The sequence below is a fragment of the Polynucleobacter ibericus genome (assembly GCF_018687955.1).
Lineage (GTDB): Bacteria > Pseudomonadota > Gammaproteobacteria > Burkholderiales > Burkholderiaceae > Polynucleobacter > Polynucleobacter ibericus.
This window is the reverse complement of record NZ_CP061309.1, coordinates 1,144,748-1,157,232: the sequence shown is the minus strand read 5'-3', so window position 1 is coordinate 1,157,232 and position 12,485 is coordinate 1,144,748. Positions and strand designations below refer to the sequence as shown.

13 protein-coding genes and 1 tRNA gene are annotated in these 12,485 nt (G+C 43.9%); 12 read left to right on the top strand and 2 right to left on the bottom strand.

Going from position 1 to position 12,485, the window contains the following annotated elements:
- Positions 1–38 precede the first annotated feature (38 nt).
- The 3 genes from AOC20_RS05895 (at position 39) to AOC20_RS05885 (ending at position 2,199) form a co-directional block, all read left to right on the top strand.
- A complete protein-coding gene (locus AOC20_RS05895) occupies positions 39–935 on the top strand; it encodes a pseudouridine synthase (protein ID WP_215359270.1) in 897 nt (298 codons plus the stop codon).
- Between the two features lie 98 nt (positions 936–1,033).
- On the top strand, positions 1,034–1,348 hold the full coding sequence (locus tag AOC20_RS05890; protein ID WP_215359268.1) for a hypothetical protein: 315 nt from the start codon (positions 1,034–1,036) through the stop codon (positions 1,346–1,348).
- On the top strand, positions 1,348–2,199 hold the full coding sequence (locus AOC20_RS05885; protein WP_215359265.1) for a GGDEF domain-containing protein: 852 nt from the start codon (positions 1,348–1,350) through the stop codon (positions 2,197–2,199). The genes AOC20_RS05890 and AOC20_RS05885 overlap by 1 nt, the downstream gene beginning before the upstream one ends.
- Here AOC20_RS05885 and AOC20_RS05880 read toward each other — a convergent pair.
- On the bottom strand, positions 2,196–3,833 hold the full coding sequence (locus AOC20_RS05880; protein WP_215359263.1) for an FMN-binding glutamate synthase family protein: 1,638 nt from the start codon (positions 3,831–3,833) through the stop codon (positions 2,196–2,198). The two genes, AOC20_RS05885 and AOC20_RS05880, sit on opposite strands and share 4 nt — an antisense overlap.
- Positions 3,834–3,973: 140 nt before the next feature.
- Between AOC20_RS05880 and AOC20_RS05875 the strand changes: the two genes are divergently transcribed.
- The 4 genes from AOC20_RS05875 to AOC20_RS05860 all read left to right on the top strand — a co-directional run bounded on the left by AOC20_RS05875 (position 3,974) and on the right by AOC20_RS05860 (position 5,962).
- Positions 3,974–4,357 (top strand): translational machinery protein, encoded by a 384-nt coding sequence (locus tag AOC20_RS05875; protein WP_215359260.1) that lies wholly within the window; start codon positions 3,974–3,976, stop codon positions 4,355–4,357.
- A gap of 25 nt (positions 4,358–4,382) precedes the next feature.
- A complete protein-coding gene (locus AOC20_RS05870; RefSeq protein WP_215359258.1) occupies positions 4,383–4,637 on the top strand; it encodes a hypothetical protein in 255 nt (84 codons plus the stop codon).
- Positions 4,638–4,737: 100 nt separating this feature from the next.
- A complete protein-coding gene (gene dusA / locus AOC20_RS05865) occupies positions 4,738–5,820 on the top strand; it encodes a tRNA dihydrouridine(20/20a) synthase DusA (RefSeq protein ID WP_215359256.1) in 1,083 nt (360 codons plus the stop codon).
- Positions 5,821–5,886: 66 nt separating this feature from the next.
- Positions 5,887–5,962: transfer RNA gene (locus tag AOC20_RS05860), tRNA-His, on the top strand.
- Between the two features lie 57 nt (positions 5,963–6,019).
- Here AOC20_RS05860 and AOC20_RS05855 read toward each other — a convergent pair.
- Positions 6,020–6,511 carry a hypothetical protein gene (locus tag AOC20_RS05855; RefSeq protein WP_215359254.1) on the bottom strand — a complete coding sequence of 164 codons (492 nt, stop codon included), beginning with the start codon at positions 6,509–6,511 and terminating at the stop codon, positions 6,020–6,022.
- Positions 6,512–6,602: 91 nt separating this feature from the next.
- Here AOC20_RS05855 and AOC20_RS05850 point away from each other — a divergent pair, with 91 nt between their 5' ends.
- The 5 genes from AOC20_RS05850 to bcsA are packed head-to-tail and all read left to right on the top strand — an operon-like array spanning position 6,603 to position 12,480.
- Entirely contained in the window at positions 6,603–7,832 is a 1,230-nt protein-coding gene (locus AOC20_RS05850; RefSeq protein WP_251373066.1) for an HD domain-containing phosphohydrolase, read from the top strand.
- Positions 7,833–7,834: 2 nt separating this feature from the next.
- Positions 7,835–8,665: a GGDEF domain-containing protein gene (locus AOC20_RS05845; protein WP_215359251.1), complete on the top strand. Its 831-nt coding sequence runs from the start codon at positions 7,835–7,837 to the stop codon at positions 8,663–8,665.
- 43 nt (positions 8,666–8,708) lie between these two features.
- The gene (locus AOC20_RS05840; RefSeq protein WP_215359248.1) at positions 8,709–9,053 is read left to right on the top strand and encodes a diacylglycerol kinase; all 345 of its coding nucleotides are present in this window, start codon (positions 8,709–8,711) and stop codon (positions 9,051–9,053) included.
- A complete protein-coding gene (locus AOC20_RS05835; protein ID WP_215359246.1) occupies positions 9,053–9,745 on the top strand; it encodes a hypothetical protein in 693 nt (230 codons plus the stop codon). The genes AOC20_RS05840 and AOC20_RS05835 overlap by 1 nt, the downstream gene beginning before the upstream one ends.
- Entirely contained in the window at positions 9,745–12,480 is a 2,736-nt protein-coding gene (gene bcsA, locus AOC20_RS05830; RefSeq protein ID WP_215359243.1) for a UDP-forming cellulose synthase catalytic subunit, read from the top strand. The genes AOC20_RS05835 and bcsA overlap by 1 nt, the downstream gene beginning before the upstream one ends.
- Positions 12,481–12,485: the final 5 nt, after the last annotated feature.

Sequence of the window (12,485 nt, the reverse complement as noted above, 5' to 3'; positions counted from 1 at the left end):
GATAAAGTTAAAGAGTGTCTCGAGCCTGATGGAGTGATATGAAGATTAATTCAGAGGGAGTTTCAGCATCGCGGGTATTTTTGCCTGCCGATCAAACACATCCGAATTTATTAACCTTCTTTACCACTCAGTTTCCGCACATTGCAAAAACAGAGTGGGTGGATCGTTTTGAAGCAGGCCTCATTTTGGATCAAGAGGGTGAAGCCCTAAGCGCTAACGCTCCTTATTTACCCAACACCCATTTACTGTACTTCAGACGTCTTGCTCGTGAACCAGAGATTCCTTTTGAAGAGCGGATTCTGTATCAGGATGAACATATTCTGGTGGCGGATAAACCGCACTTCTTGCCGGTGACTCCCAGCGGGCTCTACTTGCATCAAACTTTGCTCAATCGACTCAAGAAAAAGACAGGGATCCAAACGCTCAGCCCTATTCACCGGATTGATCGTGATACTGCAGGCTTGGTAATCTTTTCAGAAAATCCCAATGAGCGCGCTCAGTATCAAAATCTCTTTAGAGATAGAGCGGTCAAAAAAGTCTATGAAGCCATTGCGCCATATTCTGAGGAGTTAGCCAAACAGCTACCAATGACGTATCAAAGTCGAATAGAGGAGTCTGAACACTTTTTACAAATGGAAGAAGTGGAGGGTGAGTCAAACACGGATACACTGATTGAACTCATTGCAGAAAATAATCTTTGGGCAAAATATCGTCTGATACCCGGTAGTGGTAAGAAGCATCAGCTGCGCTGTCATCTCAATGCCCTAGGCATCCCGATCAAGAATGATCAGATCTATCCGATTCTTACACCTTATCAAGAATATGACCTCGATTTTTCAAAGCCGCTGCAGCTCCTGGCCAAAGAGATTGCTTTCCAAGACCCTTTTACTAATAGTGTCATGAGCTTCTCCAGCACTCAAATGCTGGATCTTTGAGTGGAATAGCCTGTTAAGTTAACCTCTAATAGGCATTGCACCAAAAGAAAGCATAAAAATTATCACCTTATTAGCTCTATAGCTAATATCATCCGTTCGTGCTTTCCAAATCCCGCTACCGCTGGCTATTAAATAGACTCCGTCATCAGTCTGATGGCTTAGAGGAATGCGGCCCTGATTTGGTGGTGGAGTATTCAAAGGCAACTGGTGCACCAATCCTTTATCGCCTCAATGACTATCCTCGTTGCCCTCAATTAATTCGTGATTTCAACAAGTTGGTAAAGCACGGTTTAGTAATGCGCAAGCGTTCGTACTTATATGATCTCAACGGTTTTATGGTGATGCCGAGAGCAACTCATATTTATCAGTTGGCGCCCTCCGTACAGAATTCGATAACATGGGTTGATCATTAATGGCTCAAGTTATCAACTCTATAGAAAAGCCATTTGGCGTTAAATCAGAAATTGCTGTGATTGTTGGATTTGCTTTGCTATTTTTGATCTTATCCATTGATATTCTCTCGCCTGATGATTATCGATTTGTCTTGCTCTACTTATTTCCAGCGGCAATCATTGCATTAAATGCAAAGTCAATGAAGGTAGTTGTTGCGGCTCTTATTATTGCTACTGTATTTGAAAATTATTTTCTCCTTAGAGATAATTATTTACCCCTCTACTTTACGAACATAGAGCTGCTGAATATCTTTATTCGTTTTCTAGCAACCCTATTAATCATATGGCTCGCAAGGTCATTGCGCAGGAGTCAACTGCGTGTGAATCTTCTTGCGAACACTGATTCATTAACGGGCTTATGGAATAGACGTTGGGCTCGTATCGTGATAGAGCAGTCGATTGCAAGGCTTGAAGAGTCTGATGAGATATTTTCTGTTGCTCTGATTGACGTAAATGACTTTAAGAAAGTGAATGATGATCAAGGGCATTTGGTTGGTGATCAGGTCCTGACAAAGATTGCGCATACTATGATGGAGTTCTCATCAACTGGGTCTACTTTTTTTCGCTTAGGTGGAGATGAGTTTTTGGTAGTTTCTCCAAATACAAGCGAAGTGCAAATGGAGCAACTTTGTAGTTTGATTGTAAAAACAGTTAATCAAGTTATGAAAGACTCGGGTTATCCAGTTACCCTAAGTATTGGAATGGCCTCTTACAGCGAGAAGCCAAAGTCCGTATCCGAAGTCTTGCACCAAGTAGACCTAGAAATGTATCGAAATAAAACCGACTCTAAAAGAGATAGAAGTAATTCTTAGCTTTTAATTGCAAAGCTCTGCGCTTGGGAGCGATGCCAATACAACTCAAATACCCTTGGTAGGTTTAAGCTTGGATCAATATGCTCGGCATTAAGCAGTAAGCCTGCAGGCATTTCTGGGAGCAAGAAAGAGAGTAGTCGAACTTCATGCTTGTTGATACGCCTGATGATGTGTGGGGCATCAATCTCACCAGGGTGATGTAAGCCTGCTGCCTCCACTAATGCCTTGAGGGTTTTGAGGGTCTCGTTGTGGAAGTTATATACCCGTTCAGCCTTGTTGGGAACAACCAAAGCTTTTTGGCGCACAGGATCTTGAGTGGTAACGCCGGTAGGGCAGTTGCCAGTATTGCAAACCTGAGCCTGAATGCACCCAATCGAGAACATAAAGCCACGGGCACTATTGCACCAATCAGCTCCTAAAGCAAAAGCTACTGCCATATCAAATGCGCTAATGATTTTTCCTGCGCAGCCAATCTTAATGTGATCGCGCAGATTAGCGCCAACAAGAGTGTTGTGTACTAGGCGTAGACCTTCTTGCAGTGGTGTGCCTACATGGTTAGTGAACTCTACTGGCGATGCACCAGTTCCGCCTTCAGAGCCATCCACCACAATAAAGTCTGGATAAATGCCAGTCTCTAGCATGGCCTTCACAATGCCGAACCACTCCCAAGGGTGACCTACGCAAAACTTAAAGCCAACTGGCTTACCACCAGAGAGATCGCGTAATTTTTTCACAAAGTGAATGAGTTCAAGCGGGGTAGAGAAAGCGCTATGTGAGGCAGGGGAGACACAAGCTTCGCCCTCTTTTACGCCGCGTGCAGCAGCAATCTCAGCCGTCACCTTAGAGCCAGGCAAGATCCCGCCATGACCAGGCTTGGCGCCTTGACTGAGTTTGATCTCAACCATCTTGACCTGAGGGTCTAAAGCATTCTCAGTATATTTATCGGCATTAAAGCTGCCATCTGGATTGCGGCAACCAAAGTAGCCAGAGCCAATTTCCCAAATCAGATCACCGCCATGCACGCGGTGGTATTGAGAGATTGAGCCTTCACCAGTGTCATGGGCAAAGCCACCCTTTTTAGCCCCCAGGTTTAATGCCAGAATAGCATTTGCACTGAGGGAGCCAAAGCTCATCGCAGATATATTGAAGATGCTAGCTGAATACTTTTGCTTACAATCCTTGCCACCAATCTCTACTCGAAAATCATGGCTAGGCAAGTGCGTTGGAGCAAATGATTGGTTCATCCATTGATAGCCTGGAGCCATCACATCTAAGGTTGTACCAAAGGGGATTTCATCGGGAACGGCTTTAGCGCGTGAGTAGACTAGGGTGCGTTGTTCTTTTGAGAAGGGGGTTTCATCATTGTCACCCTCGATAAAGTACTGACGAATCTCCGGGCGAATAAATTCCAGCATGAACCGCAAATGACCAATTACTGGGTAATTGCGCAGGATGGCTGTTTTGGTTTGGAGAAGATCGTAGATGCCTACCAGGGTTAAAAACCCAAACACCAGGAAAAATCGAAATGCTTGCTGATGGAGTTCAATGGCGATGAAGCTAGCAATAGTCACCAAAATACAAAGGCTAAATGGTATGTATCGAATAGGTAGGTATTTGTTAGGAGACATGGCCATATTGAACTGGAGTTTGAATGATCTCAGTATACGAATTTAATGCAAATGCGTTCAATTTGACTTAAATCAAGCTAAGCCCTCACTCCCAAGCTGGGCAGGAGTATTCTTAAAGGGTAGTTAATATCAATAATAGGAAGAATATGTCATTAAATCATGCAGTTATTTGGATTGACCATCAAGAAGCTCACGTGATGTTTTTAAGCGCAGATGCTAGTGAGGCTGAAGTAATTCGAAGCAAAACCACTCATGCACATTTGCACCACAAGGGCGGGGAGGTCGGTAGCGGTAGATTGGCTCTAGACTCTAAATACCTACATTCAGTCATTAATGCTGTGAATGAGTCCAAGGAAATTTTGATTCTTGGACCTGGCTCTGCAAAATTAGAGCTCATTAAGCATGCCCACAAGCATGACGCGAAGATTGCAGAGAATATTGTTGGTGTAGAAACAGTGGATCATCCTTCTGATAAAGAAATTCTTGCCTATGCACGCAAGTTTTTCTATAAAGTAGATCAAATGCTATAAATCTAAATTGCATAGGACGACACAAATGACTCAAGAAGCTTTAGGACCGGATGGTCTCCCAGGACACGATTACTTTCTAGATGCAGTAAATCATATTGATGAGGCTGTAGCGAACAATACGATCGCTGCAGGCGCTGCTAAAGGATTGGTATTTAGCCTAGTTGAAACCTTAGGCGCAATGGTTGGTGATCCTGATCTGCCGAATCATCTGAAGTCAGGATATATGGGGGCTTTAGATCTTGCCGTTGAGCTAGAGGCAAAGTTATCAAAACTGCGCTAGAGCGAATCTACTAATTTAGTCATTTCCAGCAGTAAAGGGGCAGCTTCGGTTGCCCTTATCCATTTAAAATGACACGTATATTGCACTTTTGTAGAAGTTTATGAAAAACCCCTCAAAGAAACGCTTAGCGGTCGCCCCAATGATGGAGTGGACAGATCGTCATTGCCGTTCTTTTCATCGCACACTTACTAAAGAAGCTGTTCTATATACAGAAATGGTTTCCACTGGTGCACTCATGCATGGTGATGTTCCGCGTCATTTGGATTATTCGCAAGACCAACATCCAGTTGTTTTGCAGTTAGGTGGATCAGAGCCTTCTGATTTGGCAAAGTCTGCTGAGTTAGCGCAGCAATGGGGTTATAACGAGATTGATTTGAACTGTGGCTGTCCATCGGAGCGAGTGCAGCGCGGGGCCTTTGGTGCATGCCTGATGGCTGAGCCTAACTTAGTGGCTGAATGTGTGCGCTCCATGAAAAGCGCAGTAGATATACCAATCTCCGTAAAGCATCGCTTAGGTTTGGATTCTATGGATGCCGCCAACTCAGAAGCTGATTATCAATTTGCATTGAATTTCATTTTGGCTGTTGCCGATGCTGGTGCAAGTCAAGTCACTATTCATGCTCGTAATGCAGTGCTTAAAGGTTTGTCGCCTAAAGAGAATCGTAGTAAACCGCCACTGCGTTATGAAGTTGCTGCAAAGCTTCGCTTAGATGCGCAAAAGCAATTTCCAAATCTCAAGGTGTTGCTCAATGGTGGTTTAGAAACCAATGAGCAAATTGCTGGCCACTGGAATGATTTCGATGGCTTTATGGTGGGTAGATCTGCATATCATTTCCCCGCATTGCTACTTGGCTGGGATGACATGATCAACACTGATGGTGATGCTGCTGGTTATCTGTTTAGTGAAACCGAGTGGCACCGTATTCAGATTGCATTGGTTCATCAGGTTCACGCTTGGTTTGATGAATGTCAGGCCAAAAGCAAGCCTTTCTATATTGGGGCATTCACGAGACATATTCTGGGTCTAGCTCACGGTAGGGCGGGTTCGCGTTATTGGCGTCAGCGGCTCTCAGATCACCATGCTTTAGCCAAAGTTCAGAGCAAAGCGGCTATTACGGACTTTTTTATAGACGCTAGCTTATGCCTTGGAGATTGGGCTGCTTTTGAGTTTGAAACTGCTTAAGCTGGGGCTAAAAGGGGTGTTTTTGACACCATTTTGAGCAAAAAGCTATAATCTAGGTCTTCAGTGGCGGACGTAGCTCAGTTGGTAGAGTCCCAGATTGTGATTCTGGTTGTCGCGGGTTCGAGCCCCGTCGTTCGCCCCATAGTATCAAAGTAAGAAGCCCCTAATTTGGGGCTTTTTACTTTTTGGAGATGAGCGCTCATTTCTGATTGCGAGCAGATCTTGCAGACTCAGCAGCAAGATTAGACATCTTCACAGCTTCGGCTGCAGCCATTGCAGCTCTCTTAGTAGCTTCAGCAGCTTCAGCAGAAGCCAAAATTGATGACTCTTCTGCCTGATGGGCAACTGCAGCGGCAGCAGCTGCGGCTGCCGCAGAAGCAGCGGCAGCTGCTTCAATAGCAGCCTCAGCAGAAGCAGCAGCGGCATCAGCAGCAGCTTCAGCGGCATCTACTATTGCCTCTGAAGCAGCAAGCTTGGCAGCAGTGGCGCAGTTTCTTGCGGATAGGGAAGCCTTTTCAGCTGACACAGCCGCTCTTTTGGCCGCCTCTAGGGCGCTGGAGGTTAAAGCTTTTAGAGTGCCCAGTGCTTCAGCATAACGGGCATTGATAGTAATGTAGCCCTGACGCAAGTTACCTACTTCAGTTTCAAGGCTGATTATCTTTGCGTAAATCTTTTCAATATCGTCTTGCATGCGTCCTTAGCGTCTCTTTACATCTCAATACTCTGCTTATTTATTATTTATAGCAAGATCTTTTATAGACTTTTAGATCCATAATAAAAGTATGAATAATAAGTCTTCGCAGCCCTCAATTGCAATAACCCAAGAGGCAATCCAGGATGAGTTGGAGAAGCGGGGTTGGGCCTTATCTGCTCTATCTGAAGCGGCTGCCGCTTTGGCTCGCGCAAACTCAACTGAATTGCTGATACAGGAAGTTTGTGAGGCAATTGCTATGAAGGGTCCTTATGTCCTTGCATGGGTTGGCAGAGCAGAGGCCGATACCTTTAAGACGGTAAAAGTAGTTGGCGCTGCCGGAGCATCAAAGGGATATATAGAAAATATTATTGTTAGTTGGTCAGAGTCTGAGCAGACTGGTAAAGGGCCAGCGGGTCGTTGTATACGCGGCAATGAAACAAGCATAGTCATTGATAGTGAAACAGATCCTGGGTTTGAGTCTTGGCGTGAACGCGCAAGAGAATTTGGTATTCGCTCTGCAATTGGTTGCCCAATACCGGACGGAGAGACCGCCATGCCTTTTGGTGTATTACTGGTTTACTCGGCTGTGCCAAATACATTCGGGATCTCCGAGGTTCAATTATTCGAAAGTCTTGCTAAGGAAATTGGATTTGGTTTACGTTCAATCGAGCGTCAGCATAAGTTGGATGATCAGATTCATGAAAAGGAATTAACACAAGAGCGCTTATCAACTGCGTTGCGATCAACCATTGAGGCGATGTCCAAGACGATGGAATGGCGAGATCCTTATACAGCTGGCCATCAAAAGAGGGTGGCTAGTATTTCTATGGCAATTGCTCGTGAACTGGGTTGGGATAACGAGCGAATTCAGGCTCTTTATATGGCCGCGATGGTGCACGATATTGGCAAAATGGCAGTGCCTTCCGAAATACTCACCAAGCCATCTCGTTTAACCGATATTGAGATGCAGTTAGTTCAAGGGCATGTAGAAGCAGGCTATCAAATTCTGAAGGACATCCCATTCCCGTGGCCTATTGCCGAGATGGTGCATCAACACCACGAGCGCCTTGATGGCAGTGGTTATCCAAATCATCTTCAGGGGGCTCAAATCTGTGAAGAGGCCAGGGTGTTGGCTGTGGCAGATACTCTTGAGGCGATGGCTACCCATAGACCCTATCGTCCGGCGAAAGGCTTGGCTGCTGCGCTAGATGAAATTAGATTGGAAGCAGGAACTAAGTTGGATGCCAAGGTAGTTGATGCTGCATTTATGCTTATTAAAGGTGAAAATGAACTACAACAAATAATTGATACACAATAAAAATGTTTACTAAGTATTGCGCGTTGTTTTTTTATATCTTAGCAGTGGGCGCTCAGTGTTTTGCTGCTGCTTATGCAATCAATTTATTTTTCCAGTCTAAATCCTATCGGCTGGCTAGTGGCCTTTTAGCAGTTGCCTTTGCTTTGATGGTTGGTAGAAGACTTTCGCCTCTAATACATTTTTACAATGATGGTCATTTCAATCTCTTTGATGCTTTTTTAGCACTCTCAATCTCAGCTTTGATTGTTTTTGGTTCTTTCGAAATAAAAAAAATAATCCTAGAATTAGAGAAAAAAAACTTTCTTCTTGATTCTGCTGCCAAGGTTGATTTTTTAACGCACGCATTGAGTAGGTCGGAAACGTTTGCCAGAGCGAAATTGGAAATCGAAAGATCGCTACGTAGTCAAGAGCCCGCAGCCTTTCTGATGCTAGATATTGATCACTTTAAAAAAATTAATGATCAATATGGGCATCCACTTGGGGATGTTGTTTTAGTAAACCTGGTAAAGCATTGCCAAGAAGAATTGAGGGTGATTGATATCTTTGGCAGGGTTGGTGGAGAAGAGTTTTTTGTCATTCTGCCTGGGAACTCCATAGACTTGGCTCATGAGGTGGCTGAACGCCTGCGTAAGAAGGCGGCTTCTTTGCCTTGCGCCGTAGTAGATGGCAAAGAGGTATTTATAACTATTAGCATTGGAGTTGCGTGCTATAGCCCCCAAAGCCATGGTGAGACTAAGGCAGATATTGTTTTGAGAGCGTTTTACGCTAAAGCCGATGAGGCCATGTATCGAGCCAAGACGAGGGGTCGCAATCGCACTGAGCTCTGGAGCTAATAGCCTCATAATATGGTCTTTATTGCTATTAAATCTTACTGTCATGCCAAAAAAGCGAAACATTATTGATGCGACTATCAATGCCCTTGATGGTATCAAGGAACTCGCTCTTCAAAAGGCGGCACGTCGAGAGTTAATCTTGGTAGTAGTCGCAATTGGATTTTTTTGCTATCGCCCAAATGTCTACACTGTATTAATTGCAGTTTTATCACTCGTTCTTCTAGCTGTTGAAGCTCTCAATACAGCGATTGAGAAAACCTGCGATTTAATCACCATGGAAGAACATCCTGAGATTAAAAAGATTAAGGATCTTGGTGCGGCTGCAGTAATGATTATCGTACTAGCTATTGTCTTAATCTTTGCGCGGTTCTTGTCGCCATTTTTCTGATGAGTAACTTTTATTGCGCCTTTCATATACACATCATCCCAAGAATAGATGTGGAGTCATCGGACGAGGCATCTAATCATGCTGCTCGCGAGAAACTCATTCTTCTCATTGCAAAAATTTGTAAAGATTTTCGTGGGACAAAATTTGCAGGATCTCCTGACAAGCTGATGTACGAGTTTGAGCAAGTCAGTTTTGCAGTCCAAGCTGCTATGGCCATTCAAATAGAGGCGGATGCATTAAATGCAAAAAATCATTCGGCCCCTATAGCTTTAGCTTCTATTGGAATAGTCGCTCTGATCAACCCCTTTACTGGGTTAAAGGAAGACGAGCGCTCACTCCAATTAGCCTCATTTATGGCTGAGGCAGCTGGGGCTGGAGAGCTCTATTTATCCGAGGGGGCCTACAACTCCTTAAAAAATCCAGACACACTCCTATGTCGCTTCACACGGCAGTTATTGAGGACGGGTGAAGATAGGGCGCTAAATGCTTATGAAGTCTTTTGGAATCCAACAGAGGTTGATCCGGGCAAGCTCCATAAAGATCCTAATGCAATCGATTTAGAGCTTCAACCAATTCGTTCCTTTGGCTTGAAATTAGTCGCCGGTATTTTTCTGCTTTTCTTTGGCGTGCTACTACTTACTGTAGGGTATGAAGCCCTATGGGAGTGGTTTATTTATATAGTGAATCGCTAATGTTTTTGCGTGATCGTCATTCCAGAATTACTGCAAGCCTATGCATGTTTGCTCTCGGCATTATTGTCATGATTTACTTTGCCGAGGAATTACTCAATCTTGGTGGCCAGCTGTATCTAGGATGGGGCTCTTTCTTCATTATCTATTTAATGTCGAAGGTGAAGTATTTCCGCAATCAACCGTGGCGTTCTTTATTTATTGTGTTGGCACTATTCGTTAGTTGTCGTTATATGGCATGGCGCATTTACGACACACTAATTTATACCAGCTTCATTGATTTTGTTGGTACAGCCTTATTGTTCTTGGCAGAGACCTATGGCTTCACCTTGTTCTTACTTGACATGTTTGTGAATTTCTCACCGATGTCTAGCGAAGTCATTCCTTTACCCGAGGATGAAGCTTCTTATCCGACTGTAGATATCTTTATTCCTACCTATGATGAGTCTGAGAACATTGTTCGCATGACGGTGACTGCTGCCACTCAGATTCAGTACCCTAAAGAGAAGCTCCAGATCTATATTCTGGACGACGGTGGTACGCATGCAAAGCGTCGCAGTAAAGAAACTGGACATCAGGCCTGGAGGCGTCATTACAGCTTAAGAAGACTGGCAAAAGAGCTTAGTGTGCGATACATCACTCGGGATACCAACCAGAAAGCTAAGGCGGGAAACATCAATCACGCATTGCAACATAGCAATGGTGATCTGATATTAATTTTAGATTGCGACCAAATACCGACTAAAGATATTTTGAGTAATACAGTGGGGCAGTTTTTAAGTGATCCCAAAATGTTCTTGGTACAAACTCCACATTTTTTCATCAATGAAACACCGGTAAATAACGTCATCACTGGTGTCTCTAACCGTCCAGATGAGAGTGAGATGTTCTATCGCAAAATTCAGCCTGCCATGAATTTTTGGAATGCTGCATTTTTCTGTGGTTCTGCAGCTGTTTTGCGCCGTCAGTATCTAATGGAAGTTGGTGGTATTGCCATTAAGACTATTACAGAGGATTGTGAAACGTCTCTCATACTCCATGCGCATGGCTATAACAGTAGCTATATCAATAAGCCAATGGTTTGTGGACTCTCTCCAGAAACCCCGTCGGATTATTTAACCCAGCATTCTCGATGGGCCAAGGGGATGCTGCAGATTTTGATGCACTACAACCCTTTGTTCATGCGAGGGCTTAGCTTACCTCAGCGCTTAGCTTACTTTTCCTCATCCTATTCTTGGCTCTTTGGGTTTGCACGCTACATCTTTTTCTTGGCCCCATCAGCTTTCTTAATCTTGGGTTTAAATGTCTACTCAGCCAATTGGCGCGAGATGGTTGACTTCACTGTTCCCTATGCGCTGAGTATTCTGGTTGTGATTGCCTACTTTTTTGCAGGCTCAAGACAAATTTTCTTTTCTGAGATTTATGAGACGGTAAAAGGGTTTAGGATGATTCGGGAGCTCATGCCAGTGCTTCTCAATCCATGGAAGCAAAAATTCTTGGTGACACCAAAAGGTCGGACCCTAGAGAAAGAGCAGCTCAGTTGGGATGCTTTCCCCTTATTTATTTTGGTGACCATCAATGCTGTCTCTATCTGTATTGCTGTAATTCGCTGGCATTACGAACCTATTTGGCATGACAACATCATCATTACAGCAGTATGGTGCTGCATTAATATTTGGTTGGGATTAATGTCCTTGGGGGCTTTTTGGGAAAAGCGCCAAATTAGAGCGCATTACCGCATAGGGGGCGGGGGAGAAGTAACCATTCTTCGCAATAATGGTATGCCTCCTATAAAAGCAAATATAGAGGATATTTCCGTAAGCGGCATTGGATTTACTATTCCATTAAGTGCAGACTTCACTATTGAAGAATCAATTCAATTGGCAACAGATGATGGTTATGGAAATCACTATGTATTCAATGCACAAATAGTTCGAATACACAAAGAAAATGACCATTATTTTTGTGGAACTCAATTTATTCCCGATGAGATTGCTAGTCCTGAGGCTATCGGCTTTGTTTACGGCGATAGTGGACGATGGCAGAAGATTTGGGATGCCAGTGCGCAATTAACGCACTCCAAACTTCAGCTCTATTTATTGACGAAGTTGGGTCTTCGGGCGGTTCGCGAAAACTCTGCTGGCTACTTTGCCTACATCACAAAGAGCGTTGGTACGTTTATTGTGATGCTTTTTAATCCTTATTTCTGGTTCTATGCGGTTACCGGACTTGCTAATTGGATTATTTATTTATTTTATTTATTTGTGGTTTACACAGTAGGCTTAGTTGATCATCAACATGCGAGATCATTTCCGCGCATGCAAGCTGGTGAAAAGATGACGGTTTATTTCCCCAAGCTTAATGCCACGCTAGAGGGGTGGGCCTTTGATATCTCGCTTACTGGCATAGGTATCAAAGTCAATTTACCGTTTTTGATTGACGATAACGAGTTGGTTGAAGTTTCTGTTTCTGGTGTCACGCGTGATCAACATCGCATGGATTGCATCGTGCGTCGCGTGATTAGGGATGGTGACGAAGTTATCTTGGGCGTTGAATTTATAGTTGATAACAGTAACTTCTTTAAGGTTGTGAGCTTTGTGTATGGCCAGGGATCAAAGATGGTATTTTCTTTGGCGATTCAGAATTTAAGGCGAATTCTTTCCTATCTATTTTTCACGAATGAGTTATCGGATGAGCGTAAAAGCCCTTTACCATCCCCTAAGAACTCAAGTAAGTAATCCCC